Source organism: Streptomyces yangpuensis (genome assembly GCF_001005295.1).
Classification (GTDB): Bacteria; Actinomycetota; Actinomycetes; order Streptomycetales; family Streptomycetaceae; genus Streptomyces; species Streptomyces yangpuensis.
Genome location: NZ_LBMK01000003.1, coordinates 264,831 through 290,543 on the forward strand (window position 1 = coordinate 264,831; position 25,713 = coordinate 290,543).

24 protein-coding genes and 2 tRNA genes are annotated in these 25,713 nt (G+C 69.7%); 14 read left to right on the forward strand and 12 right to left on the reverse strand.

The annotated features are described in order from the left end of the window. Positions 1 to 12: 12 nt before the first annotated feature. The 9 genes from AAT21_RS16475 to rpmH all read right to left on the reverse strand — a co-directional run bounded on the left by AAT21_RS16475 (position 13) and on the right by rpmH (position 6,469). The gene (locus AAT21_RS16475; protein WP_030956777.1) at positions 13 to 630 is read right to left on the reverse strand and encodes a GNAT family N-acetyltransferase; all 618 of its coding nucleotides are present in this window, start codon (positions 628 to 630) and stop codon (positions 13 to 15) included. 102 nt (positions 631 to 732) lie between these two features. Continuing rightward, positions 733 to 1,827 carry a ParB/RepB/Spo0J family partition protein gene (locus tag AAT21_RS16480; RefSeq protein WP_079025747.1) on the reverse strand — a complete coding sequence of 365 codons (1,095 nt, stop codon included), beginning with the start codon at positions 1,825 to 1,827 and terminating at the stop codon, positions 733 to 735. Continuing rightward, entirely contained in the window at positions 1,824 to 2,912 is a 1,089-nt protein-coding gene (locus AAT21_RS16485) for a ParA family protein (protein WP_079025748.1), read from the reverse strand. Before AAT21_RS16485 ends, AAT21_RS16480 begins: the two co-directional genes overlap by 4 nt. A gap of 265 nt (positions 2,913 to 3,177) precedes the next feature. Then, the gene (rsmG, locus tag AAT21_RS16490) at positions 3,178 to 3,894 is read right to left on the reverse strand and encodes a 16S rRNA (guanine(527)-N(7))-methyltransferase RsmG (protein ID WP_030817076.1); all 717 of its coding nucleotides are present in this window, start codon (positions 3,892 to 3,894) and stop codon (positions 3,178 to 3,180) included. Between the two features lie 128 nt (positions 3,895 to 4,022). Further along, positions 4,023 to 4,535, reverse strand: a complete 513-nt coding sequence (locus AAT21_RS16495) for a Jag family protein (RefSeq protein WP_030025736.1) — start codon at positions 4,533 to 4,535, stop codon at positions 4,023 to 4,025. Positions 4,536 to 4,550: 15 nt separating this feature from the next. Continuing rightward, positions 4,551 to 5,654: a membrane protein insertase YidC gene (gene yidC / locus AAT21_RS16500; RefSeq protein WP_046777647.1), complete on the reverse strand. Its 1,104-nt coding sequence runs from the start codon at positions 5,652 to 5,654 to the stop codon at positions 4,551 to 4,553. A 3-nt stretch (positions 5,655 to 5,657) separates the two neighbouring features. Further along, positions 5,658 to 5,939 (reverse strand): membrane protein insertion efficiency factor YidD, encoded by a 282-nt coding sequence (gene yidD, locus AAT21_RS35715; RefSeq protein WP_076043740.1) that lies wholly within the window; start codon positions 5,937 to 5,939, stop codon positions 5,658 to 5,660. Continuing rightward, the gene (gene rnpA / locus AAT21_RS35720) at positions 5,936 to 6,310 is read right to left on the reverse strand and encodes a ribonuclease P protein component (protein WP_079025749.1); all 375 of its coding nucleotides are present in this window, start codon (positions 6,308 to 6,310) and stop codon (positions 5,936 to 5,938) included. The genes yidD and rnpA overlap by 4 nt, the downstream gene beginning before the upstream one ends. Before the next feature lie 21 nt (positions 6,311 to 6,331). Next, positions 6,332 to 6,469 (reverse strand): 50S ribosomal protein L34, encoded by a 138-nt coding sequence (gene rpmH, locus AAT21_RS16505; RefSeq protein ID WP_018547628.1) that lies wholly within the window; start codon positions 6,467 to 6,469, stop codon positions 6,332 to 6,334. A 397-nt stretch (positions 6,470 to 6,866) separates the two neighbouring features. Between rpmH and dnaA the strand changes: the two genes are divergently transcribed. From dnaA to AAT21_RS37590, 11 genes are all read left to right on the forward strand, one after another. Next, on the forward strand, positions 6,867 to 8,648 hold the full coding sequence (gene dnaA / locus AAT21_RS16510; protein WP_046777648.1) for a chromosomal replication initiator protein DnaA: 1,782 nt from the start codon (positions 6,867 to 6,869) through the stop codon (positions 8,646 to 8,648). 876 nt (positions 8,649 to 9,524) lie between these two features. Beyond that, a complete protein-coding gene (dnaN, locus tag AAT21_RS16515) occupies positions 9,525 to 10,655 on the forward strand; it encodes a DNA polymerase III subunit beta (RefSeq protein WP_030956769.1) in 1,131 nt (376 codons plus the stop codon). Between the two features lie 246 nt (positions 10,656 to 10,901). Beyond that, on the forward strand, positions 10,902 to 11,777 hold the full coding sequence (gene gnd / locus AAT21_RS16520; RefSeq protein WP_030956767.1) for a phosphogluconate dehydrogenase (NAD(+)-dependent, decarboxylating): 876 nt from the start codon (positions 10,902 to 10,904) through the stop codon (positions 11,775 to 11,777). A gap of 59 nt (positions 11,778 to 11,836) precedes the next feature. Beyond that, a complete protein-coding gene (gene recF / locus AAT21_RS16525) occupies positions 11,837 to 13,000 on the forward strand; it encodes a DNA replication/repair protein RecF (RefSeq protein ID WP_046777649.1) in 1,164 nt (387 codons plus the stop codon). Continuing rightward, on the forward strand, positions 12,997 to 13,533 hold the full coding sequence (locus AAT21_RS16530) for a DciA family protein (protein WP_046777650.1): 537 nt from the start codon (positions 12,997 to 12,999) through the stop codon (positions 13,531 to 13,533). The genes recF and AAT21_RS16530 overlap by 4 nt, the downstream gene beginning before the upstream one ends. 305 nt (positions 13,534 to 13,838) lie before the next feature. Next, a complete protein-coding gene (gene gyrB, locus AAT21_RS16535; protein WP_046777651.1) occupies positions 13,839 to 15,860 on the forward strand; it encodes a DNA topoisomerase (ATP-hydrolyzing) subunit B in 2,022 nt (673 codons plus the stop codon). 45 nt (positions 15,861 to 15,905) lie between these two features. Further along, positions 15,906 to 18,524 (forward strand): DNA gyrase subunit A, encoded by a 2,619-nt coding sequence (gene gyrA / locus AAT21_RS16540; RefSeq protein WP_046777652.1) that lies wholly within the window; start codon positions 15,906 to 15,908, stop codon positions 18,522 to 18,524. Positions 18,525 to 18,611: 87 nt separating this feature from the next. Continuing rightward, on the forward strand, positions 18,612 to 19,175 hold the full coding sequence (locus tag AAT21_RS16545; RefSeq protein ID WP_046777653.1) for a DUF3566 domain-containing protein: 564 nt from the start codon (positions 18,612 to 18,614) through the stop codon (positions 19,173 to 19,175). A gap of 118 nt (positions 19,176 to 19,293) precedes the next feature. Continuing rightward, positions 19,294 to 19,367: transfer RNA gene (locus AAT21_RS16550), tRNA-Ile, on the forward strand. A 145-nt stretch (positions 19,368 to 19,512) separates the two neighbouring features. Next, the gene (locus tag AAT21_RS39045; RefSeq protein ID WP_208809277.1) at positions 19,513 to 19,647 is read left to right on the forward strand and encodes a DLW-39 family protein; all 135 of its coding nucleotides are present in this window, start codon (positions 19,513 to 19,515) and stop codon (positions 19,645 to 19,647) included. 123 nt (positions 19,648 to 19,770) lie between these two features. Further along, positions 19,771 to 21,081: a hypothetical protein gene (locus AAT21_RS37590; RefSeq protein WP_157879725.1), complete on the forward strand. Its 1,311-nt coding sequence runs from the start codon at positions 19,771 to 19,773 to the stop codon at positions 21,079 to 21,081. On the opposite strand, the gene AAT21_RS16560 is transcribed toward AAT21_RS37590, so the two are convergent. Both AAT21_RS16560 and AAT21_RS16565 read right to left on the reverse strand, forming a co-directional pair. Continuing rightward, positions 21,068 to 22,372, reverse strand: a complete 1,305-nt coding sequence (locus AAT21_RS16560; protein WP_046777655.1) for a serine/threonine-protein kinase — start codon at positions 22,370 to 22,372, stop codon at positions 21,068 to 21,070. The genes AAT21_RS37590 and AAT21_RS16560 overlap by 14 nt on opposite strands. Before the next feature lie 45 nt (positions 22,373 to 22,417). Beyond that, a complete protein-coding gene (locus AAT21_RS16565) occupies positions 22,418 to 22,966 on the reverse strand; it encodes a helix-turn-helix domain-containing protein (RefSeq protein WP_046777656.1) in 549 nt (182 codons plus the stop codon). A gap of 162 nt (positions 22,967 to 23,128) precedes the next feature. Here AAT21_RS16565 and AAT21_RS16570 point away from each other — a divergent pair. Both AAT21_RS16570 and AAT21_RS34510 read left to right on the forward strand, forming a co-directional pair. Beyond that, positions 23,129 to 23,201 (forward strand) — tRNA-Ala (locus AAT21_RS16570). A gap of 443 nt (positions 23,202 to 23,644) precedes the next feature. Continuing rightward, positions 23,645 to 24,190, forward strand: a complete 546-nt coding sequence (locus AAT21_RS34510; RefSeq protein WP_052757838.1) for a LysM peptidoglycan-binding domain-containing protein — start codon at positions 23,645 to 23,647, stop codon at positions 24,188 to 24,190. 102 nt (positions 24,191 to 24,292) lie between these two features. On the opposite strand, the gene AAT21_RS16580 is transcribed toward AAT21_RS34510, so the two are convergent. Continuing rightward, positions 24,293 to 25,021, reverse strand: a complete 729-nt coding sequence (locus AAT21_RS16580; RefSeq protein WP_412180322.1) for a DUF5324 family protein — start codon at positions 25,019 to 25,021, stop codon at positions 24,293 to 24,295. A gap of 147 nt (positions 25,022 to 25,168) precedes the next feature. Here AAT21_RS16580 and AAT21_RS16585 point away from each other — a divergent pair, with 147 nt between their 5' ends. Continuing rightward, complete coding sequence (locus AAT21_RS16585; protein WP_030956755.1) at positions 25,169 to 25,696, forward strand: peptidylprolyl isomerase; 528 nt, start codon at positions 25,169 to 25,171, stop codon at positions 25,694 to 25,696. Positions 25,697 to 25,713: the final 17 nt, after the last annotated feature.

Below are 25,713 nucleotides of genomic sequence, written 5' to 3' on the forward strand. Positions count from 1 at the left end.
GTTTCACGTAAGTCAGAGAGGCCGTAGTGCCGGCTCCTTGCGCGCGGCTCCCAGCAACCGGTCCAGGGCGAGCTCGACATCTTCCTTCCAGGACAGGGTCGACCTCAGCTCCAGCCGCAGCCGCGGATGGGCCGGATGCGGCCGTACGGTCTTGAAGCCCACCGCCAGGAGATGGTCCGCCGGCAGCAGGCAGGCCGGACCCTCCCACCGTGCGTCCCCAAACGCCTCGATCGCCCGGAACCCCCTGCGCAGCAGGTCCTTGGCCACCGTCTGCACCATCACGCGGCCCAGCCCCTGCCCCTGATATCCGGGCATGATCCAGGCGGTGATCAGCTGTACGGCGTCCGGTGAGACCGGGCTCGTCGGGAAGGCCGTGGCCCGGGGAACGTACGCCGGCGGCGCGTACAGCACGAAGCCGACCGGGACCTCGTCCACATAGACCACACGGCCGCAGGATCCCCACTCCAGCAGGACAGCGGAGATCCACGCCTCCTTCTCGGTCGCCGAGGTGCCCGCCTTCACGGCTGCCTCACCGCTGACCGGGTCCAGTTCCCAGAAGACGCAGGACCGGCAACGTCGGGGCAGATCCTGAAGGTTGTCCAGCGTGAGTGGTACCAGCCGACGACCCATGAACGCATCGTATCCACTGGTCCATCGTTCTTCGACAGCACGCGAAGGGGCGGATCGCGCCGGTTCACACCGACAAGATCCGCCCCTCGGCCGACCGGGGGATCACTCCCCGGAGAGACCCTGATCCAGCACCCGGCCCTCGCCCGGTGCCAACGTCCCCAGGATCCGCTCCAGATCCTCCATCGAAGCGAACTCGACGGTGATCTTGCCCTTCTTCTGGCCGAGATCCACCTTCACCCGGGTCTCGAACCGGTCCGACAGTCGCGTCGCCAGCTCGTTGAGCGCCGGCGAGACCCGGGCTCCCGCACGCGGGCCCTTCGCCTTCACCGCGCTCGAAGGCTCCGAGGCCATCAGTGTCACGATCTCCTCGACCGCGCGCACCGACAGTCCCTCGGCGACGATCCGGTGGGCGAGCCGGTCCTGCTCCGCGGAGTCCTCCACCGAGAGCAGCGCACGCGCGTGCCCCGCCGACAGCACTCCGGCAGCCACCCGGCGCTGCACCGGCGGCGACAGCTTCAGCAGCCGCAGGGTGTTCGACACCTGGGGACGCGAACGACCGATCCGGTCGGCCAGCTGGTCGTGCGTGCAGTTGAAGTCCTGGAGCAGCTGGTCGTAGGCCGCGGCTTCTTCCAGCGGGTTGAGCTGAGCCCGGTGCAGGTTCTCCAGGAGGGCGTCCAGCAGGAGCTTCTCGTCGTCCGTCGCACGGATGATCGCCGGAATGGCCTCGAGCCCAGCCTCCCGGCAGGCGCGCCAGCGCCGCTCACCCATGATCAGCTCATAGCGACCGGGGGACGCCTGGCGCACCACCACCGGCTGGAGCAGGCCCACCTCCTGAATGGAGGTGACCAGCTCGGCGAGGGCGTCCTCGTCGAACACCTCGCGCGGCTGCCGCGGGTTGGGTGTGATCGTGTCCAGGGGAAGCTCCGCGAACGTCGCTCCCGCCACCGGGTTCGCCTCCGGCTCCGGCTCCGGACCCGGCTCCTCCACCGGAAGGACCGCGAGCGATGTTTCACGTGAAACATCGGCCTGCGCCAGAGCCGCGAGCTTCGCCGCCGCGATCCCGCGCTCGGACGTCAGCTCCGGTACCGCCGTCGGGGAGGTGGCACCGGCACTGCTCGTCGGCAGCGTCTTCTCCTGCGGAGCCTGCGGGATCAGTGCAGCGAGCCCCCGTCCCAGCCCTCTACGTCGCTCGCTCACTGGATCCCCTCCGCCACACTCTGCGTGCTGTTCATGCCCGCGCCCAGATGGGCGTGCTGGGACTCGTACTGCATTCCGACTCCCCGATACGCGATCTCTCGCGCCGCCTCCAGATAGGAGAGGGAACCGCTGGAACCCGGGTCATACGTGAGCACCGTCTGCCCATAGCTCGGCGCCTCGGAAATGCGCACCGAGCGGGGGATGCTCGTCCGCAGCACCTCCTTGCCGAAGTGGCTGCGCACCTCCTCCGCCACCTGTGATGCCAGCCGGGTCCTGCCGTCGTACATCGTCAGCAGGATGGTCGACACGTGGAGAGAGGGGTTGAGGTGGGCTCGCACCAGATCGACGTTGCGCAGCAGCTGGCCCAGTCCCTCCAGCGCGTAGTACTCGCACTGGATCGGAATCAGCACCTCGGCGCCGGCCACCAGGGCGTTCACCGTCAGCAGTCCGAGGGAGGGCGGGCAGTCGATCAGGATGTAGTCGAGCGGCTGGTCGTACGCCTGGATCGCCCGCTGGAGGCGGCTCTCCCTCGCCACCAGCGACACCAGCTCGATCTCGGCACCCGCCAGATCGATCGTGGCCGGAGCGCAGAAGAGGCCCTCGACGTCCACGACCGGCTGGACGACCTCCATGAGCGGTCGGCTGTCCACCAGCACGTGGTAGATGGACGGCACATCGGCGTGGTGGTCGATACCCAGGGCGGTGGACGCGTTGCCCTGCGGGTCGAGGTCGACCACGAGGACCCGAGCCCCGTTCAGAGCCAGCGAGGCCGCCAGGTTCACGGTCGTCGTGGTCTTGCCCACGCCGCCCTTCTGGTTGGCGACCACCATGACACGGGTCTGCTCAGGGCGCGGCATAACCGCACCGGAGCGCCCCATGGCCTCCACCGCCAGCTGGGCGGCTCTGCCGATGGGGGTCTCGTTGTCTACAAGGGGTGGGGGCGATGTTTCACGTGAAACATCCTCACCCACCTGTTCAGAGCGGGGACCGGGGACCGGGTCGGCCATCGGCCCCGCGAGGTTGGCGTCGGACCGCACGGTGTCACTCTCCTCGACATCAGGCTCGCGATGAACAGAGCCTGCCATGTCACCGGGGTCGCGAACCAGCGGGGCCCGTACTCCTGTGGATGAATCCACCGATGTGGACAACTCCGTCCCCCTTGCGTCCTTGCGCTGGAGGGGGGACGCAGCCGCACGACCGCGGCTGATGATTCCGTGCAGCAGAGAGCGACGTTTCACGTGAAACACGATGCCCGGACGGAGTCTTCAGGCCTCTACGACACTCCGAAATGCATACCTATAGGGCCCAACACGGACGAAATCTCCGCGTGGGCCCCACACAGCCAGCGAATCAACGACGGCGACGAGACCGGCCGACCCTGGCGGCCTTAGCCCGCTTGGCGGCGAACCTCACTCCACCGGGGCTTTCTCCGACCTCGACCCGGACCACCGTCGACAGCGGGTCCACCAGACCCTCGCCGACCTGCAGCACCGAGGTCTTCACCACACCGAGCTTCGTCAGCGCCGTCTTCGCCGACACCAGCTCCTCCTCGGCGGTGTCGCCCTTGAGCGCCAGCATCTCTCCGTACGGACGCAGCAGGGGAACACCCCAGCCGGCCAGCCGGTCCAGCGGAGCCACCGCACGTGCCGTCACCACGTGCACCGGCTGCAGCTTGCCGAGGACCTCCTCGGCCCGCCCGCGCACCACCGTGACGTGGTCGAGGCCGAGCAGTTCCACGGCCTCCTGGAGAAAGGTCGTCCGCCGGAGCAGCGGCTCAAGCAGTGTGATCTTGAGATCCCGTCGCACCAGGGCGAGCGGGATACCGGGCAGGCCCGCGCCCGAGCCCACGTCGCACACCGTGACGCCCTGGGGCACCACCTCCGACAGCACTGCACAGTTCAACAGGTGCCGCTCCCACAGCCGCGGCACCTCGCGCGGCCCGATCAGGCCGCGCTTGACTCCCGCGTCCGCGAGCAGCTCCGCGTACCGCACAGCTTCCGGGAAAAACTCACCGAACACCGCGCGCGCCTCTTCGGGCGCCTCGGGAAGCTCAGCTGCCTCCGTCACGGGACCGTCCTTCCGTACCTCGTGGCCTTGCGGACCACGTATTCAAGATGCCGCGTCGTTCACATGCCAGGCTGACAAACTTCGGCCCCGCCTGCGACACAGACGGGGCCGAACACTCATGCCGGCGATCAGGCCGGGAGCACAACGACGAAGCGCTGCGGCTCCTCGCCCTCGGACTCGCTCCGCAGACCGGCGGCCGCCACGGCGTCGTGGACGACCTTCCGCTCGAACGGGGTCATCGGAGCCAGCTTCAGCGGCTCGCCGGACGCCTTCACGTCCGCCGCCGCCTTCGCGCCCAGGGCCGCCAGTTCCTCGCGCTTCTTCGCACGGAACCCGGCGATGTCGAGCATCAGCCGGCTGCGGTCCCCGGTCTCCCGGTGGACGGCCAGGCGGGTCAGCTCCTGCAGGGCCTCCAGGACCTCACCGTCGCGGCCCACGAGCTTCTGCAGGTCGCGGCTGGCGGAGTCACTGACGATCGACACCGCGGCGCGGTCGGCCTCGACGTCCATGTCGATGTCGCCGTCCAGGTCTGCGATGTCCAGCAGACCCTCCAGGTAGTCGGCCGCGATCTCACCCTCCTGCTCGAGGCGGGTCAGGGTGTCGCCACTCTCAGCGGCGGCGGTGGTGGTGCCTTCCGTCACGGGAGGGACTCCTTCTTACTTCTTGGGAGAGGGCTTGCTGGGCGTCTGGCGCTTCGACTTCGTCTGCCGCTTCGGCTGCTGCCGCTTCGCGGCACCACCGCTCGCGGCATCCGCGTCCGCCGTGGCCTCGGAACTCTTGATCACGGAACCATCCGCCTGAGCGGCCAGGCCCTGCTTGGACAGCGCCGTGATGAACTTCCGCTCGATGTCGTTGCGGTCCGGGCCCTTGGCCACGATGGCAGCGACGGTCTTCTTCTTGCCCCGGCCCTTGACCTCACCGTGCGAGGTGGCGTGCTTGAGCAGCCGCGTCAGGTACTGGTCCTGCGCCTTGCTGCCCGGCGTCGGGTTCTGGTTGATCACGTACATCTGCTGACCCATGGTCCAGACGTTGGTGGTCAGCCAGTAGACGAGGACACCGACGGGGAAGTTGATACCCATGACCGCGAAGATCACCGGGAAGATGTACATCAGCATCTTCTGCTGCTGCATGAAGGGCGTCTTGACCGAGAGGTCGACGTTCTTCTGCATCAGCTGACGCTGGGTGTAGAACTGCGACAGCGACATCAGGACGATCATGACCGCGGTCACGATCCGGACGTCCGTCAGCGAGGCGCCGAGCGCGGCGACCTTCTCGGAGCTGTCCATGAACTTGGCGGCGATCGGCGCGCCGAAGATCTTGGCCTCACGAGCGCTGTCGACGAGCTGCTGGTTCAGGACGCCGATGGTCTTGCCGTCGGCGATGTTCGCCAGCACGTGGTAGAGCGCGAAGAAGAACGGCGACTGCGCCAGGATGGGAAGGCACGAGGAGAGCGGGTTGGTACCCGTCTCCTTGTACAGCTTCATCATCTCTTCGGACTGACGCTGCTTGTCGTTCTTGTAGCGCTCCTGGATCGCCTTCATCTTCGGCTGGAGCGCCTGCATGCCACGCGTCGCCTTGATCTGCTTCACGAAGAGCGGGATCAGGCAGATACGGATCAAGATCACCAGGGACACGATGGACAAGCCCCAGGCCCAGCCGCTGTCCGGCCCGAAGATCGCCCCGTACAGCGAGTGGAACTGGACGATGATCCAGGAAACGGGTGTGGTGATAAAGCTGAACAGACCGGCGATCGTGTCCACTAATCAGGCTCCTTGAGCATTGCGAGATCTACGCAACGCACTGCGCAGCTGCTCGTGCCAACGCGGGCGTTTACGGGGTGGGACATGGTCCACGCCACCCGGCGACCACGGATTGCACCGCAGGATCCGCCAGGCGGTCAGCGCTGTCCCCTTCACCGCACCATGCCGGTCGATGGCCGTGTACCCGTAGTGCGAACACGACGGGTAGTAGCGGCACACCGGCCCGAGCAGCGGACTGATCGTCCACTGGTACAGCTTGATCAAAGCGAGCAGCGGGTACTTCATCGAGCCACGCCTCCCAGGAGCCGCACCAGAGCGGCATCCAGGTCCCGGGCCAGTTCGTCGGGGCCGGCTTCGCCCGCTCCGGGCAACGCTCGTACCACCACCAGGCTACCGGCGGGCAGCTGCGACAGCCGCTCGCGGACCAGATGGCGAAGACGGCGCTTCACCCGGTTCCGTATGACGGCATTGCCGACGGCCTTGCTGACGACGAAACCCGCACGCGACGAGGGATCGATCTCCCCCGACTCGTGCGGGTCCGTTGCACCGCTTGTACGTAGGTGGACGACGAGGAGTGGGCGACCGGCCCGGCGTCCTCGGCGTACCGCGCTCGCGAAGTCCTCGCGCCGCCTCAGCCGATTCTCGGGAGACAGCACGATGTCACGACCTGCGCGCTGTTACGCGGAAAGGGCGGCGCGGCCCTTGGAACGACGGTTCGCGAGGATCGCGCGACCGGCACGGGTACGCATCCGCAGGCGGAAGCCGTGGGTCTTGGCACGACGGCGGTTGTTCGGCTGGAAGGTGCGCTTGCTCACTCGGGGGCTCCAGAGAATGAATCGTTGTGGCGGGACATCGCCTGGCTGTCACCGTGCGCCCACGAGGAAACTCGCGTGTTCGCCCGAGTGGCACCGCTAATTGATCACTATCAGTGACCTTCGCCCATCGGTAGGCAGGCGGCAGCAGCCATCGACAACTCGACCTCGTTACGGTACGCGCGGCTACGCCATCCGGTCAAACCGAGCCTGCCCGACCCCGCACTGTGCACAGGCTGTGGACAACGACTTGAACCACGGCCTCTGGCCTGACTACCGTTGCCTGACCCCGGATTTTTTGTCCCGACCGTCCCAAAGAACCACACATTCGTGGGACCCCTGTGAGAGAGCGTGCTCTGTGGCTGACGTACCTGCCGATCTTGCCGCAGTGTGGCCAAGGGTGCTCGAAAAGCTCCTCGGGGAGGGACAGCCGGGCATCGAGCCCAAGGACAAGCAGTGGGTCGAGCGGTGCCAGCCCCTCGCACTCGTCGCCGACACCGCCCTGCTCGCCGTCCCCAACGAGTGGGGCAAGCGCGTCCTGGAAGGCCGCCTCGCCCCACTGATCAGCGACGCTCTCAGCCGGGAGTGCGGCCGCCCCATCCGGATCGCCATCACCGTGGACGACTCCGCCGGCGAGCCCGCCCCCGCCGCGCCTCCCGTCCAGCAGCCCGGCGGCTACGAACCGTACGGCGGCCAGCGCCCGGGCGGCGGCGGTCCCCCGGACGACCAGCTCCCCACGGCCCGCCCCGCGTACCCCGACTACCAGCAGCCGCGCTCCGAGCCCGGCGCGTGGCCCCGCGGCGGACAGCAGGACGACTACGGCTGGCAGCAGCCGCGCCTGGGCGGCTTCCCCGAGCGCGACCCCTACGCCTCCCCGCAGCCGGGCTACCTCCAGCAGCCCGAGCCCTCGGGCTACGACCAGCAGCAGTACGACCAGTCCTCCTACGACCAGGGCTCCTACGACCAGAAGCAGTACGAGCAGAAGCAGTACGAGCAGACCCCGTACGAGCAGCAGCAGTCGCACCAGCCCCACCAGGCCCATCAATACGAGCAGCAGTCCTACGAGCAGCCCGCACCGCGCCAGGCCGCCGGCCGGCCCGCCGCGCCCCCGCCCCCGGCCGGCGGCTCCACCTCGGGCCCGCTGGAGCCGACCGCCCGGCTGAACCCCAAGTACCTGTTCGACACCTTCGTCATCGGTGCGTCCAACCGCTTCGCGCACGCCGCCGCGGTGGCCGTCGCCGAGGCGCCGGCCAAGGCCTACAACCCCCTCTTCATCTATGGGGAGTCGGGCCTGGGCAAGACACACCTGCTGCACGCCATCGGGCACTACGCGCGGAGCCTCTACCCCGGCACCCGCGTGCGGTACGTGAGCTCCGAGGAGTTCACGAACGAGTTCATCAACTCGATCCGCGACGGCAAGGGCGACGCGTTCCGCAAGCGCTACCGCGAGATGGACATCCTGCTCGTCGACGACATCCAGTTCCTCGCGAGCAAGGAGTCGACGCAGGAGGAGTTCTTCCACACCTTCAACACGCTCCACAACGCCAACAAGCAGATCGTCCTCTCCTCCGACCGGCCGCCCAAGCAGCTCGTCACCCTCGAGGACCGGCTCCGCAACCGCTTCGAGTGGGGCCTGATCACGGACGTCCAGCCGCCCGAGCTGGAGACCCGCATCGCGATCCTGCGCAAGAAGGCGGTCCAGGAGCAGCTCAACGCCCCGCCGGAGGTACTGGAGTTCATCGCCTCCCGCATCTCGCGCAACATCCGCGAGCTGGAGGGGGCGCTGATCCGGGTCACGGCCTTCGCGAGCCTCAACCGGCAGCCGGTCGACCTGGGACTCACCGAGGACGTCCTCAAGAACCTGATCCCGGGCGGCGAGGACAGCGCGCCGGAGATCACCGCCGGCGACATCATGGCGGCCACCGCGGACTACTTCGGCCTGACCGTGGACGACCTGTGCGGCTCCTCCCGCAGCCGGGTCCTGGTCACCGCCCGCCAGATCGCCATGTACCTGTGCCGGGAGCTCACGGACCTATCGCTGCCCAAGATCGGGGCGCAGTTCGGCGGCCGGGACCACACCACGGTCATGCACGCGGACCGCAAGATCCGGGCTCTGATGGCCGAGCGGCGCTCCATCTACAACCAGGTCACGGAGCTCACCAACCGCATCAAGAACGGCTGAGCGCGGGCCTCGGCCGACCGGCCCGGCGCCGCGTCAGACCCCTTTCAAACACCTTCAGAGGGCGCTCCCGGTCCACAACGGGGGCGCCCTTCTTGGTGCGTGCGCCCCTGACCTGTTCGAATACGCCCCCCGGCGGGCAAGTTATCCACAGATTCGGGGACTTTCTTCCGTCCACACCCTGGGGACCGCCCGCGTCGCCCACAATCTGTCCACAGGGGCGGTTGTTGAGGGATCATCAGGGCTGGTCAGAACCCTGTGGATTTGTGCGCAAGCGTCATCCACAGCCTGTGGACAAAAATCTCGTCCACAGCCCTGTCCACGCCGTTGTCCACCGCTGCCCCACAGGTTCCCTCATGCTGTGCACAGGTTCTGCGGACTTCTCCACACCCTTGTCCACTGTTCGGCAACCCGCCACCCCCTCTCACCGCCCGGAGTGAAAGGCGTCACACGGATGTAGACGTTTGGGCTGTGGAGTACCGGGGGAAAGCTGGGGACACACCTGTGGAGTAATCAGGGTCACCTGGGGACAGCCTGTGCAGAACTTTTCGTTCTCCACAGGGACACCGTGTTGTCCACCGGTGTCACCCACAGGCCCGGTGGATAAAAAACGCACTCTGACCTGCGCTGTCGGGGTTATCCACCGTTTCCACAGGCCCTACTACTACCCCCATAGAGAGTTAGCCCGGTTTCGGTTTTCAAGCGGGTCCTGTGCACAACTCGTCGCCCGGCCGTCCCGCCGCCTCGCTCCCGACTTGACCGTCGGCCGCACCGAGTGTCGGCGCCGTACGTCAGACTGGTCCCCGGCATCGGTCGAGGCATCGACGAGCCGACGACGAAGGCCGGCAGACGAGCGAGCAACAGCAGGAGGCGGTTCCGGTGAAGATCCGGGTGGAGCGCGACGTACTCGCGGAGGCGGTGGCCTGGGCGGCCCGCAGCCTCCCGGCCCGGCCGCCGGTGCCCGTCCTCGCGGGCCTGCTGCTCAAGGCCGAGGAAGGCACCCTGAGCCTCTCCGGCTTCGACTACGAGGTCTCGGCCCGCGTCTCGGTCGAGGCGGACGTCGAGGAGGACGGCACGGTCCTGGTCTCCGGCCGGCTGCTCGCCGACATCTGCCGCGCCCTCCCCAACCGCCCGGTGGAGATTTCCACAGACGGTGTACGGGCGACCGTGGTCTGCGGCTCCTCGCGGTTCACACTCCACACCCTTCCTGTGGAGGAGTACCCGGCACTGCCGCAGATGCCGACCGCCACCGGCACCGTGGCCGGCGAGGTCTTCGCCTCCGCCGCCAAGCAGGTCGCCACCGCCGCCGGCCGTGACGACACGCTGCCGGTGCTGACGGGTGTCCGCATCGAGATCGAGGGCGACCGCGTCACGCTGGCCTCCACCGACCGCTACCGCTTCGCGGTCCGCGAGTTCCTGTGGAAGCCGGAGAACCCGGACGCCTCCGCCGTGGCCCTGGTGCCCGCCAAGACGCTCCAAGAGATCGCCAACTCTCTGACCAGCGGTGACACCGTCACCCTGGCGCTGTCCGGCTCCGGTGCGGGCGAAGGCCTGATCGGTTTCGAGGGCGCCGGCCGCCGCACCACCACCCGCCTGCTCGAGGGCGACCTGCCCAAGTACCGCACGCTGTTCCCGACGGAGTTCAACTCGATCGCCGTGATCGAGACCGCGCCGTTCGTCGAGGCCGTCAAGCGCGTGGCCCTGGTGGCCGAGCGCAACACCCCGGTCCGCCTCAGCTTCGAGAAGGGCGTGCTCATCCTGGAGGCAGGTTCCTCCGACGACGCACAGGCTGTGGAAAGGGTCGACGCCCAGCTCGACGGCGACGACATCTCGATCGCCTTCAACCCGACCTTCCTGCTGGACGGCCTGAGCGCGATCGCCTCCCCGGTGGCCCAGCTCAGCTTCACCACGTCGACCAAGCCCGCGCTGCTCAGCGGCCGCCCGGCGATCGACGCGGAGGCCGACGAGGCCTACAAGTACCTGATCATGCCGGTGCGTCTGTCCGGCTGACATCCCGCCTGTCGACGCCGGGCCCGGTCTCGCACCCTGCTGCGGACCGGGCCCGGCGTCGTCCACAGGCTGGGGAGGACTCCGGGAGAAGCCGGAAAGCCGGACCGCTCGCCATGGAGCGCCCGCGGGGCCCGTCGCCACGGCCCGGCGTAGGCTCGGATCCGGTGGGCGGCCCCCGCTCGTCCCGCGAGGACACGGCCGGGGCAGCCCCGGCAAAGACGGCCACAACGCTTAAGGAACCACCTGATGGAGCTTGGTCTCGTCGGTCTCGGCAAGATGGGCGGCAACATGCGCGAGCGCATCCGCCGCGCAGGCCACACCGTCATCGGATACGACCGCAACCCGGACCTCGCGGATGTCCACAGCCTGCGGGAACTCGTGGACAGCCTGCAGGCCCCCCGCGTCGTGTGGGTGATGGTCCCCGCCGGTGCGGCGACGCAGTCCACCGTCGACGAGCTGGCCGAGCTGCTCTCGATCGGCGACATCGTCGTCGACGGCGGCAACTCCCGCTGGACGGACGACGAGAAGCACGCCGAGGAGCTGGCGGCCAAGGGCATCGGCTTCGTCGACTGCGGTGTCTCCGGCGGCGTGTGGGGCCTGGAGAACGGCTACGCGCTCATGTACGGCGGGGCCAAGGACCACGTCGCCCGCGTCCAGCCGATCTTCGACGCCCTCAAGCCCGAGGGCGAGTTCGGCGCCGTGCACGCCGGCAAGGTCGGCGCGGGCCACTTCGCGAAGATGGTCCACAACGGCATCGAGTACGCCATGATGCAGGCCTACGCCGAGGGCTGGGAGCTCCTGGAGAAGGTGGACTCGGTCACCGACGTCCGCGAGGTCTTCCGCTCCTGGCAGGAAGGCACCGTCATCCGCTCCTGGCTGCTGGACCTGGCCGTCAACGCCCTCGACGAGGACGAGCACCTGGAGAAGCTGCGCGGCTTCGCGCAGGACTCGGGCGAGGGCCGCTGGACGGTGGAGGCGGCGATCGACAACGCCGTACCGCTGCCCGCGATCACGGCGTCGCTGTTCGCGCGGTTCGCCTCGCGGCAGGACGACTCCCCGCAGATGAAGATGATCGCCGCCCTCCGCAACCAGTTCGGCGGCCACGCGGTCGAGAAGAAGTAGCAGCTCAGCAGCACAGCAGTACGAAAGAGCAGTGGAAAGCCGGGGGAGGTCGGCGCCGTATGCATGTTTCGCATCTCTCACTGGCCGACTTCCGCTCGTACGCCCGGGCCGAGGTTCCCCTCGACCCGGGCGTCACCGCGTTCGTGGGCCCCAATGGCCAGGGCAAGACCAACCTCGTCGAGGCGGTCGGCTACCTCGCAACCCTGGGCAGCCACCGGGTCTCCTCGGACGCCCCGCTCGTACGGATGGGCGCGGACCGGGCGGTGATCCGTGCGGCCGTCACCCAGGGCGAGCGCCGGCAGCTGGTCGAGCTGGAGCTGAACCCGGGCCGCGCCAACCGGGCCCGGATCAACCGGTCCTCGCAGGTCAGGCCGCGGGACGTGCTGGGGATCGTACGGACGGTGCTGTTCGCCCCCGAGGACCTGGCCCTGGTCAAGGGCGACCCGGGCGAGCGCCGCAAGTTCCTCGACGAGCTGGTCACCGCGCGCTCGCCGCGGATGGCCGGGGTCCGCTCCGACTACGAGCGCGTCCTCAAGCAGCGCAACACCCTGCTGAAGTCCGCGGCGATGGCCCGCCGGCACGGCGGGCGCCAGGGGGCACCTCCCGGACGGAGTTCGGGTGCGGATCTGTCCACCCTCGACGTGTGGGACCAGCACCTCGCCCGCGCGGGCGCGGAGCTGCTGGCGCAGCGCCTCGACCTGATCGCGACGCTGCTGCCGCTCGCCGACAAGGCGTACGAGCAGCTCGCACCCGGCGGCGGCCCGCTGGGGCTGACGTACAGGAGCTCGGCCGGCGAGAGCGTCGACAGCGGTGCGGCGCGCAGCCGGGAGGCGCTGTACGAGGTGCTCCTCGCCGCGCTCGGCGAGGTGCGGGGGCAGGAGATCGAGCGGGGCGTGACGCTGGTCGGCCCGCACCGCGACGACGTGCTCCTGCGGCTGGGGGAGCTGCCCGCCAAGGGCTACGCCAGCCACGGCGAGTCCTGGTCCTACGCGCTGGCGCTGCGGCTGGCCTCCTACGAGCTGCTGCGCTCCGAGGGCAGCGAGCCGGTGCTGATCCTGGACGACGTGTTCGCGGAACTGGACGCGCGGCGCCGGGAGCGGCTGGCGGAGCTGGTGGCGCCGGGCGAGCAGGTGCTCGTGACGGCGGCCGTGGACGACGACGTCCCCGGCGTGCTGGTGGGAGCCCGGTACGGGGTGTCCGGCGGTGAGGTGACCCGGTTGTGAACGAGCACGGCAAGGACGCGCAGCAGGCGCGCAAGGCCCCGGAGGCCTCCGGGGTGGACCTGGCCCGCCAGGCCCTCGCGGCGGCCCGGGAGCAGGCGCGGGCCCGGGGCAACGCGGCGGGCGGCAGGAAGCGCCAGCAGCAGCCGGGGCTGCGGTCGGGCGCCCGCGCCGACGGCCGCGACCCGATGCCGCTGATGGCGGCGCTGGACCGGCTGCGCACCGAGCGCGGCTGGGAGATGCCGATGGCGGTGGCGGGCGTGATGGAGCGCTGGCCGGAGATCGTCGGCCCCGAGATCGCGGCCCACTGTGAACCGCAGCGCTACGAGAACCGTGAGCTGGTCGTGAGGTGTGACTCCTCGGCGTGGGCGGCGCAGCTGAAGCTGCTGGCCCCGCAGCTGGTGGCGCGGCTGAACGCGGATCTGGGGCAGGGCACGGTGCGCCTGATCAAGGTGCAGGGACCGGGCGGACGCCCGAAGGGGTACGGCCCCTGGCGGGCTCCCGGGAGCACCGGACCCGGCGACACCTACGGGTGAGTAGCACCCGTGGGCCGCTGTCGTGGCCGCGCCGGCGGGTGGCGTCCCTCACGGTAGCCGGAGGTTGACAGGCCGAAGCGCTGGGTGCCCGTGTGAGCCTCTTTGAGCCCCTTCCCGGATATGGGGAGTCGGAGAGTGGCGGTTCAGGGCGGCACATGCGGACTCAGGTACCGGCAAACCCCCATTCATGTCCGTGGTACCGGTAGACTGGAGGAAATCCCGCCCGTTCGCGGGATCACGCAGACAACGCAGATCGACGCGGCCGCTCCCGCCGGCGCACTTGCTGGTCCGGAGTACGGGCTGCGCTGTGCCAGAAAGGGCGCTTCGTGGCCGATTCCGGCGACTCCAACGAGAAGAATTACGACGCCAGTGCGATCCAGGTCCTCGAGGGCCTGGACGCGGTCCGCAAGCGGCCGGGTATGTACATCGGCTCGACGGGTGAGCGTGGTCTGCACCACCTCGTCTACGAGGTCGTCGACAACTCGGTCGACGAGGCGCTGGCCGGGCACGCGGACACCATCGACGTGACGATCCTCGCCGACGGCGGGGTGCGCGTGGTCGACAACGGCCGCGGTATCCCGGTCGGCATCGTTCCGTCCGAGGGGAAGCCGGCCGTCGAGGTCGTCCTGACGGTCCTGCACGCGGGCGGCAAGTTCGGCGGTGGCGGCTACGCCGTCTCCGGCGGTCTCCACGGCGTCGGTGTGTCCGTCGTGAACGCCCTGTCGACCAAGGTCGCGGTCGAGGTGAGGACGGACGGCCACCGCTGGACCCAGGACTACAAGCTGGGCGTGCCGACGGCTCCGCTGGCCAAGAACGAGGAGACGGCGGAGACCGGCACCTCGGTCACCTTCTGGGCCGACGGCGACATCTTCGAGACGACCGAGTACTCCTTCGAGACGCTGTCGCGTCGTTTCCAGGAGATGGCCTTCCTCAACAAGGGCCTGACCCTGTCGCTGACCGACGAGCGCGAGTCCGCGAAGGCGACCGTGGGCGCGGACGACCCGGACGCGGACACGGCGGAGCCCACGGCGCGCACGGTGAAGTACTACTACGAGGGCGGCATCGTCGACTTCGTGAAGTACCTCAACTCGCGCAAGGGCGAGCTGATCCACCCGACCGTCATCGACGTCGAGGCCGAGGACAAGGAGCGCATGCTCTCGGTCGAGATCGCGATGCAGTGGAACTCGCAGTACACGGAGGGTGTCTACTCCTTCGCGAACACGATCCACACGCACGAGGGCGGTACTCACGAGGAGGGCTTCCGGGCCGCGCTGACGGGTCTGGTGAACCGTTACGCGCGCGACAAGAAGCTGCTGCGCGAGAAGGACGACAACCTCGCCGGCGAGGACATCCGCGAGGGTCTGACGGCGATCATCTCGGTCAAGCTGGGCGAGCCGCAGTTCGAGGGCCAGACGAAGACGAAGCTGGGCAACACGGAGGCCAAGACCTTCGTGCAGAAGGTCGTCCACGAGCACCTCAACGACTGGTTCGACCGCAACCCGGTGGAGGCCGCGGACATCGTCCGCAAGGCGATCCAGGCGGCCACGGCGCGCGTCGCGGCCCGCAAGGCGCGTGACCTGACGCGCCGCAAGGGTCTGCTGGAGAGCGCCTCGCTGCCGGGCAAGCTGTCCGACTGCCAGTCGAACGACCCGACCAAGTGCGAGATCTTCATCGTCGAGGGTGACTCCGCCGGCGGCAGCGCGAAGTCCGGCCGCAACCCGATGTACCAGGCCATCCTGCCGATCCGCGGCAAGATCCTGAACGTCGAGAAGGCGCGCATCGACAAGATCCTCCAGAACACCGAGGTCCAGGCGCTGATCAGCGCCTTCGGCACGGGTGTGCACGAGGACTTCGACATCGAGAAGCTCCGCTATCACAAGATCATCCTGATGGCCGACGCCGACGTCGACGGCCAGCACATCAACACCCTGCTGCTGACCTTCCTCTTCCGCTTCATGCGCCCGCTGGTCGAGGCCGGTCACGTGTACCTGTCGCGTCCGCCGCTCTACAAGATCAAGTGGGGCCGCGACGACTTCGAGTACGCCTACTCGGACCGTGAGCGCGACGCCCTGGTCGAGATCGGCAAGCAGAACGGCAAGCGCATCAAGGAAGACTCGATCCAGCGCTTCAAGGGTCTGGGCGAGATGAACGCCGAGGAACTGCGCGTCACCACGATGGACGTGGACCACCGCGTGCTCGGCCAGGTCACCCTCGACGACGCGGCGCAGGCCGACGACCTGTTCTCGGTGCTGATGGGTGAGGACGTCGAGGCCCGGCGCTCCTTCATCCAGCGCAACGCCAAGGACGTCCGCTTCCTCGACATCTGAGTCGGCCCGACGCTGACCGCCGCCTGAAAGGATTTCTGACCAGCAATGGCCGACGAAACCACCCCCACCGCCGAGAATTCCGCGGAGGAGCAGCCCGTGCTGCGCATCGAGCCCGTCGGGCTCGAGACGGAGATGCAGCGCTCCTACCTCGACTACGCGATGTCCGTCATCGTCTCGCGTGCGCTGCCCGACGTGCGGGACGGCCTCAAGCCCGTCCACCGGCGCGTGCTGTACGCGATGTACGACGGCGGCTACCGGCCCGAGAAGGGCTTCTACAAGTGCGCCCGCGTCGTCGGCGACGTCATGGGCACCTACCACCCGCACGGTGACAGCTCCATCTACGACGCCCTGGTCCGCCTGGCCCAGCCGTGGTCGATGCGCATGCCGCTGGTGGACTCCAACGGCAACTTCGGCTCCCCGGGCAACGACCCGGCGGCCGCCATGCGCTACACCGAGTGCAAGCTGATGCCGCTGGCCATGGAGATGCTCCGGGACATCGACGAGGAGACCGTCGACTTCCAGGACAACTACGACGGCCGCAACCAGGAGCCGACGGTCCTCCCGGCGCGCTTCCCGAACCTGCTGGTCAACGGCAGCGCCGGCATCGCGGTCGGTATGGCGACCAACATCCCGCCGCACAACCTGCGCGAGGTCGCCGCCGGTGCCCAGTGGGCGCTGGAGCACCCGAACGCCACGCACGAGGAGCTCCAGGACGCGCTTCTGGAGCGCATCAAGGGCCCGGACTTCCCGACCGGCGCCCTCGTCGTGGGCCGCAAGGGCATCGAGGAGGCGTACCGGACCGGGCGCGGCTCCATCACGATGCGCGCGGTGGTCGAGGTCGAGGAGATCCAGAACCGCCAGTGCCTGGTGGTCACGGAGCTCCCGTACCAGACCAACCCCGACAACCTCGCGCAGAAGATCGCCGACCTGGTCAAGGACGGCAAGATCGGCGGCATCGCCGACGTCCGCGACGAGACCTCCTCGCGGACCGGCCAGCGCCTGGTGATCGTGCTCAAGCGCGATGCCGTCGCCAAGGTCGTGCTGAACAACCTCTACAAGCACACCGATCTGCAGACGAACTTCGGCGCGAACATGCTGGCGCTGGTGGACGGGGTGCCGCGCACCCTGTCGATCGACGCCTTCATCCGCCACTGGGTGACGCACCAGATCGAGGTCATCGTCCGGCGTACGCGCTTCCGCCTGCGCAAGGCCGAGGAGCGCGCCCACATCCTGCGCGGTCTGCTCAAGGCCCTGGATGCCATCGACGAGGTCATCGCGCTGATCCGGCGCAGCAACACGGTCGAGATCGCGCGCGAGGGCCTGATGGGCCTGCTGGAGATCGACGAGATCCAGGCGAACGCGATCCTGGAGATGCAGCTGCGCCGCCTCGCCGCCCTGGAGCGGCAGAAGATCGTCGCCGAGCACGACGAGCTCCAGGCCCGGATCAACGAGTACAACGCGATCCTGGCCTCCGAGGACCGCCAGCGCTCCATCGTCAGCGAGGAACTGGCCGCGCTCGTCGAGAAGTTCGGCGACGACCGGCGTTCCAAGCTGGTGCCCTTCGACGGTGACATGTCCATCGAGGACCTGATCGCCGAAGAGGACATCGTCGTCACCATCACGCACGGCGGTTACGTCAAGCGCACCAAGACCGAGGACTACCGCTCGCAGAAGCGCGGCGGCAAGGGCGTGCGCGGGACGAAGCTGAAGCAGGACGACCTGGTCGACCACTTCTTCGTCTCCACCACGCACCACTGGCTGCTGTTCTTCACGAACAAGGGCCGGGTCTACCGGTCCAAGGCGTACGAGCTGCCGGACGCCGGCCGGGACGCGCGCGGGCAGCACGTGGCGAACCTGCTGGCCTTCCAGCCGGACGAGAAGATCGCGCAGATCCTCGCCATCCGCGACTACGAGGCGGCGCCCTACCTGATCCTGGCCACCAAGGGCGGCCTGGTGAAGAAGACGGCGCTCAAGGACTACGACTCGCCGCGTTCCGGCGGTGTCATCGCCATCAACCTCCGGGAGACCGGCGCCGACGGCGCCGACGGCACCGCTGACGAGCTGATCGGCGCCGAGCTGGTGTCCGCCGAGGACGACCTGCTGCTGATCAGCAAGAAGGCGCAGTCGATCCGCTTCACGGCGACCGACGACGCGCTGCGCCCGATGGGCCGCGCGACCTCGGGCGTGAAGGGCATGAGTTTCCGGGAAGGAGACGAACTGCTCTCCATGAGCGTGGTCCGGCCCGGTACGTTCGTCTTCACCGCGACCGACGGCGGCTACGCCAAGCGGACGGCGGTCGACGAGTACCGCGTCCAGGGTCGTGGCGGTCTGGGCATCAAGGCCGCGAAGATCGTGGAGGACCGCGGGTCCCTCGTCGGGGCGCTCGTGGTGGACGAAACGGACGAGATTCTCGCCATCACGCTCAGCGGTGGTGTGATTCGTACGCGCGTCAATGAAGTCAGGGAGACCGGCCGTGACACCATGGGCGTCCAGCTGATCAACCTGGGCAAGCGTGATGCCGTGGTCGGCATCGCCCGCAACGCCGAGGCCGGTCAGGAAGCTGACGAGGTCGAGGCCGACGAGAACGAGACCGAGGCGGCCGACGCACAGGCCGTCGAGGCAGCCGAGGGCACGCAGCCTTCGGCCGGGGAGCACGAGGAGTAAGTCGTGAGTGGAGCCACGGGCGCCGGACCGGCCAAGACTGGAGCGAACGGTGCCCGTGGCCCCGCCGCGGACTCCCAGGGGGGAACCGTGACGGACACCCGAGGACCGCAGGCACCGGACGGGGCCGAGGCCGAGCCCGCTGCCGGCACGGACAAGCCCGCGCAGCCGTACCAGCCGCCGCAGGCCTACGCGGCCCCCACGGGCCCGGGTGCGCCGCGCGGCGGCGGCGCGGGCGCCACCACCCAGCGCAAGCCGCGTACACCGGTGCGTACGGCGCCCAGGACGCGCAAGGCGCGGCTGCGGGTGGCCAAGGCCGACCCGTGGTCGGTGATGAAGGTCAGCTTCCTGCTGTCGATCGCGCTGGGCATCTGCACGATCGTGGCGGCGGCGGTGCTGTGGATGGTCATGGACGCGATGGGCGTCTTCTCGACCGTCGGCGGCACGATCAGCGAGGCGACCGGTTCGAACGAGGGCAACGGATTCGACCTCCAGGCGTTCATGTCGCTGCCGCGCGTGCTGATCTTCACGTCGGTGATCGCGGTGATCGACGTGGTGCTGGCGACGGCCCTGGCGACGCTGGGCGCGTTCATCTACAACCTGTCGGCGGGATTCGTCGGCGGCGTCGAGCTCACCCTCGCCGAGGACGAGTAGGCCTCCCGGCGGAGCGCCTGCGAGGGGTCGGATGACCTGCGCAGACGCCCCCCGGGAACGGATTTTGGCCTGACCGGGTCTGTGCGCTAATCTTCAGGAGTCAGCGCGCAGCGCGGATGGGGCTATAGCTCAGTTGGTTAGAGCGCATCCCTGATAAGGATGAGGCCACAGGTTCAAATCCTGTTAGCCCCACAGTGTCGAAGACCCCCAGGCCCATGGCCTGGGGGTCTTCTTCGTCGGGCCAGTTGGCGCACCGGCAGGTCACCGATCGGTATCGGTCGGTGTGTATTGTTGGGCGCCAGAAGTCCCCTACGTCAACGAAAGACGAGGTCGCGCGGTGAAGAAGCTGCTCCTGGTCGCACTGGCCGCCATCGGCGGGCTCCTCGTGTACCGCCAGATCCAGGCGGACCGCGCCGAGCAGGACCTGTGGACGGAGGCAACCGACTCCGTGCCCTCTGGTTCCGGTGTGTGAGACCGAAGGCTCAAGTTCATGAAGCCCCGGCTGCCGCTGCGGCCGGGGCTTTGTGCTGCTCTGTGACGAAAACTTACGTTTTGCAAAGATTTGGCTTGCGGTAGCAAACTCGGGGTGGGCGTGATGGGTCGGGTACGGACGTCGGTGTGGGCGGTGGCCCTCGGCACGGTGGTGGCCGGTGTGCCCGTGGCCGCGTACGCCGGGGAGAGCGCCCCCCGGCCGCTGCCCGCCTACCGCCCGGCCGACGGCGCCGTGCCGGTCGAGGGCAAGCCCTCCTCGGCCGACGCACCGCTCGTCGAGGCCGGGAAGACCTACGAGGACACCATCGGGCCGGGGCCGCGCTTCTACCGCCTCGTCCTGGCCGGCGACGGCTCCAACGCCTACGTGAGCGCTGTGGTCCGGCCCCCGGCGGGCGCCAAGGTCTCCGGCAGCGACGGCGTCGAGGTCGAGCTGATCACCACGGCGGGGAAGTCCTGCGACAACAGCACCGGCCGCGCGACCTTCGGCTACGACCCCGTGCCCCTCGCCGCCGCCGGCGTCCGCTGGGGTACCGAGGACGAGTTGTGCGCGGCCTCCGGTGTCTACTACGCGAAGGTCACCCGGACTTCGGCCAAGGACTCCGACCAGAGCCCCTGGCCGCTGGAACTGAAGGTGCAGCGCGAACCGGGCCGCGGCGCGGGCGCCCCGACCACCGCGCCCAGCGGCCGGCCCACGGAGGCGCCGTCCCTGCCCGGCACCGAGGCGGTCGGCCGCGCCGGCGGCACCGGCTTCAACGACGCGCGGGCCCTGGGCGCCGGAGTGTGGCGCGACGAGCTGCGGCCCGGGCAGACCCGCTGGTACCGCGTCCCGCTGGACTGGGGGCAGCGGCTCGGCCTGGGGGCGGAGCTCTCCGCCGCCAGCGTGACCAAGAAGTACAGCTCCGCCTCGGGCGGACTGGCCGTCACCCTCTACAACCCCTACCGGGCCGCGGTGGCGGGCAAGGACGTGTCCTACGACGGCGTGCAGGCGGGGGTCACCCTGGAGAAGACGCCCCCGGTGGACTACGTGAACCGTTTCTCCGGTGACCGGGAGACCCGGCCCGTCGGTGTCGCGGGCTGGTACTACATCGCCGTGACGATGGGCGGGAAGGTCGCCGACTTCACCGAGGACGCGGTCCCCGTCCCGCTGACGCTGCGGCTGGAGGTGGCCGGCACCCCGGCCAAGGGGCCCGCGTACAAGGAGGATCCGGCCGCGGGCGGCTTCGGGGTCGGGGCCGACGACCGGGCGGCGGCGAAGGAGGGCCTCACGGCCCCGGAGGCCGCCGAGGCGGCCGGGACCCGCTCGGTGATGCGCGTGGTCGCGAGCGCCGGATTCGGCGGCGGGACACTGCTGCTGGCGGTGCTGGGCGGCTGGGTCCTGCTCGGCCGGCGGGGACGCGGCGCTACATCTGCGTGAGGGCCCAGACGCCAACCGCGAAGCACACCAGCGCCGCGGCGAGCAGCGAGGCCACCGCCTTCGGCGGGGGCGGTGCGATGCCGCCGCGCGCCGGGACCGCCGCGGTGGGTGCCCCGGGTGCGGCCGGTACGGCCGGCGGGGGCAGGTGGAAGCTGCCCGTCTCCGAAGAGCCGTACGCGGGCCCGTGCGCGGGTGCGTACGAGGGGCCGTGCGCGGGTGCCCCGACCGTGGCGGCGGCCTGTTGCGGGACGGCGGGCACCGTGGCGGCGGCACTGCGGGGATCGGCGACGGCGGGCACCGCGGCGGGCGCCTGCGGGGTCGCCGCGACAGTCGCGGCCGACCCGGAGGCGGCTGCGGAGGCGGCTGCGGAGGTGGCTGCGGACGGGGCCGTGCCCGTCGGCCGCTCGGGACCATCGGGGCCGTCGGGGCCGAAACCGGGCGGCAGCGGGCCGAGTTGGTCGAAGACCTCCACCGGATCCTCGTCCGGGGCGGGCGCGGGCAGCAGCTCCACGGCCGCGGCAAGGGCCTTGCGCGCCCCTGTGGCCGTCCGGAACCGGTTCTGGGGGTCGGGCTGCAGGAGGTTCGCGATGACGTCCCAGAGCGGGGCGGGAACGCCCTGCGGGGCGTCCGGGGTCCCGTGTGCGAGGAAGTGGTCCACCAGGGCCCGGGAGTCGGGCTTGCTCCCCTGGAGGAGGTACAGGGAGACCAGGCCCACGGCGAAGAGGTCCGCCGCGAAGTCGGGCTCCGCCCCCATCAGTTGCTCGGGCGCGAAATAGCCCGGCGTGCCGACCACGTAGTCGGTCTCGGTCAGGCGGGGCTCGCCCTTGCGCATGGAGATGCCGAAGTCGGACAGCCGCAGGTGCGGCCGCCCGCTTCCGGTGGCCTCCATGAGGATGTTGGCCGGTTTGATGTCGCGGTGCACGACGCCTTCCGCGTGCACCGCCGCCAGGCCCGACAGCAGCTGGTCGAGCAGGGTGCACACGAAGCGGGGCGGGAGGGGGCCGTAGTCCCCGATCACATGGCCGAGGGAGCCGCCGCCGACCAGGTCCATGGTGAAGAGGACCTTGTCGTCGTCGGCCGCCCAGCTCGCCGGCGCCAGTACGTGCGGGTGGTCGATCCGCAGCGCCTGCTCCCGGACGAACCGCAGGAGCGTGTGGGCGTCGCTCTGCAGCAGCACCTTCGCGGCGACGTAGCGGCGACGGCGGTGGTCCCAGGCCCGCCACACGGCGCCCGCGCCACCGCGCCCGATCGGATCGATCAGCTCGTACCGGCCGGCGAAGACCTCACCCATGGCTGCGCCCGTCCCCCGTCACCCGGTTGTCCGTCGTCGTGCTTGTCAGTTCTGGTGCGCCTCGTAGTGGGCGACCGCGTCCGAGGTGCGGCCCGCTCCGTACACCCGGAGGAACTCTGCCAGTTCCGGGTGGCTGGGGGCGAGGCTGTTCGCCGCGTCGATGATGTCGCCGGCCGCGGAGACCGAGCGCAGCAGCGACTGGATCTCGCGGACCACGCGCTTGACGGTGGGTGCGCCGGAACCGGTGGTGGTCTGGCCGCTGCTGCTGAGGACGGATCCCCCCTGGGTCTTCTTGATCTCGTCCATCCGGTCGGTCGCCTCCGCCGCGCTGACGCTGCCGTCGGCCACCTGTCCGGCGAGGTCCTGGAGGGCCTGGACGCGCTGGACCACGGCAGGATTTCCGATCTTGGCGCGCTGGCCGCTCATCAGCTGGGACAGCATGGGCGCCGACAGTCCGAGTACTGCAGCGAGACGGGCCTGGTTCAGGCCGAGGTCGTCTATGAGCCTGCGGAAGAGCGCCCCCAGCGGCTCTCCGTACCAGCTTCGCTGGAGTTCTCTGGCTCTGGCCGTGGCCTCTTGCTGCACTGCGTCCACTCTTACTACTCCCCTTCGCTGGTGCGAACCTCGCGAGCATCTTACGGAGAGTGGTCGCAGGGCGGGAGTCCCTATCATTTTGCGAGATGAGGGGGTAGACCCGGTACTCTGTTCTGCGGAACGACCACATCCCTCACGCGGGACCGGTGCGTCCAGTTCCCTGGGGCCTTAGCTCAGTTGGTAGAGCGCTGCCTTTGCAAGGCAGATGTCAGGAGTTCGAATCTCCTAGGCTCCACATCCAAATGCCCTCTGATCTGCGAAAACGCGGCTCAGGGGGCATTTTTCATGCCCTCGGACGGCGAAGGTCTGCCCGGCCGTTCCTCCCCGGGATGCCCCCGGCGGCACCGGGCGCGGGGCCTGCGGTGCAGCTCCCCCGGTGCAGCTCCCCCCGTGCCGCGGTCCGTTCGCGGCGGACCCCGCCGCCGGGCGGCCTTCCGGCCCCGCCCTGAACGGAGTTGGCTGTCCGGGTCCGGCACGTCTTCCGGGCAGTCGGGCAGCGCCGGTGGAACGAGCCGGCGCCGTGTCTTCCCGTCCCTTCCCGTCCCTTCCCGGACCGTTCCCGCGGGCCGTGCGTCCCCCGGACGGGCCCGTCGCTGGGCCGCCCGCCGCCCGGTGGCGGACAGTGGGGAGAAGGGCATCGACACCAGGGGGGAACCCGCACGCCGGAGGCGTACAGACATGGGACTCTTCGACTTCCTGAAGTCCGACAAGAAGAAGGCGCACGAGAGCGCCGGCAGGGCCAAGGAGCAGGCGCAGCAGCAGGCGGACGAGGGGGCGGGCCGCTCCAGGAGCGCCGCGGCCGACGCCGCCTCGGCGACGAGGGCCGCCGCCGAGCGCATGGCGGCCGCCGCGCCGCCCAGGCCGGGGCCCGCCCCCGCGACCCCGACCCCCGGCTCGGCGGCGCACAAGGCGGTGCCCGCACCGCCCAGGCCCGCCGCGATGCCGAAGCCCGCGCCGCCCTCCACCCCGCCAGGGGCGGCGCACACACCCACACCCCACTCGGCCGCGCACAAGGCGGTGCCCGCGGCCCCGGTGGCCAAGCCGGGGCCCGCCGCCCAGAAGCGCACCTACACCGTCCAGCAGGGCGACACGCTCGCCGCGATCGCCGGCCGTGAGCTCGGCAACGAGGCACGCTGGCGCGAGCTCTACGCCATGAACAGAGGCGTCATCGGCGCCAACCCCGACCTCGTGCCGCCGGGCGCGGTCCTGACGCTCCCCGCCTGACCGCCCGGCTCCGCCGGCACACCGACGTGGATGGGCCCGGACCCCCGAGGGGTCCGGGCCCATCCACGATGCCGGAACGTCCTGGTGCGAGGTGCCTGGTGCCTAGTGGCCCGGGCCCGGTTCCGGTTCCGGTCCGGAGCCCGCCTCGCGCTCCTTCTCCGCCAGCTCGTCGTCGAAGCTGGCCGGCGCGGCGTCGCGGTCGGACAGCTCGGTCGCCGCCGGCGGCTCGACCAGCCAGTCCGGGTTCGACTGCTGGTCCCACCACCGCCAGGCCAGATACGCGCCGGCCGCGAGCAGACCGACCACCGCGGCACCGCGCAGCACCTTGCCGCGGCGGCGCGCCCGCTCGTGCTTGCGCACGAGCTTCTGCACTTCCTTGGCGGTCACCTGGCCGCGCAGCGCCGCCAGGGCCGCCGTCGACCGCGACGCGGCCTCCTCGGCGACGGGCGTGGCGGCCGCGAGGGCGCTCTCGATCTTCGGCTGGGTGTAGTCGGCGGCCTGACGGGCCGCCAGGCGGGTCTGGTGCACCGCGCGCGTCGCCGCCCGGTCCACGGGTGGCGGTACGTGCGCCCGCGCCGCCTTCAGCCGCGGCTGCAGATGGCAGTCGTAGGTCATCCGGGCCTGCCGCGCGGCCCCGGTGGCCGCCTGGGACACCATCGGCGTCAGCCGTTCGTTGGCCTCGTGCGCGTAGTGCACCGCAGCGTCCCTGGCGGATTCCGCGTACGGCGCCACCATTTCAGCCGCGTACCGCACGCTGTCCCTGGCGCTCTCGGCTGCCAGGCGCGCGCTGTCCTTGCCGGTCACGGGTTCCTCCTCCTCGGTGGCGGACACAGTTCACCTTTCCACCCTTTGTCGGATCATGCCTGTCATAACGCCGACAGGCATGCGTGACAGGGCATACGAGTGGAGGATTTCAGTGCCGCGGAGCGCTCCGTGCGACCATCTGGACCGACAGTGATGACTATGGAAGGCAGATCCGTGGCCGAGAAGCTCTACGCCACCCTGAAGACCACGCACGGCGACATCGAGATCGAGCTCCTGGAGAACTTCGCTCCGAAGACCGTCCGGAACTTCGTCGAGCTCGCCACGGGCGCCCGCGAGTGGACGCGTCCCACCGACGGCCAGAAGACCACGGACCCGCTGTACGACGGCACCGTCTTCCACCGTGTCATCAGCGGCTTCATGATCCAGGGCGGTGACCCGCTCGGCAACGGCACGGGCGGTCCCGGCTACGCGTTCGCGGACGAGTTCCACCCCGACCTGGCGTTCACCAAGCCCTACCTGCTCGCGATGGCCAACGCCGGCCCGGGCACCAACGGCTCGCAGTTCTTCATCACCGTCGCCCCGACCGCGTGGCTGACGCGCAAGCACACCATCTTCGGCGAGGTCACCGACCCGGCGAGCCGGAAGGTCGTGGACGCGATCGCCTCCGGTGCCACCAACCCGCGCACCGAGCGGCCGCTGGACGACGTGATCATCAAGTCCGTCGTCGTCGAGAAGCGCTGACGGCCCGGCCCGCGTCA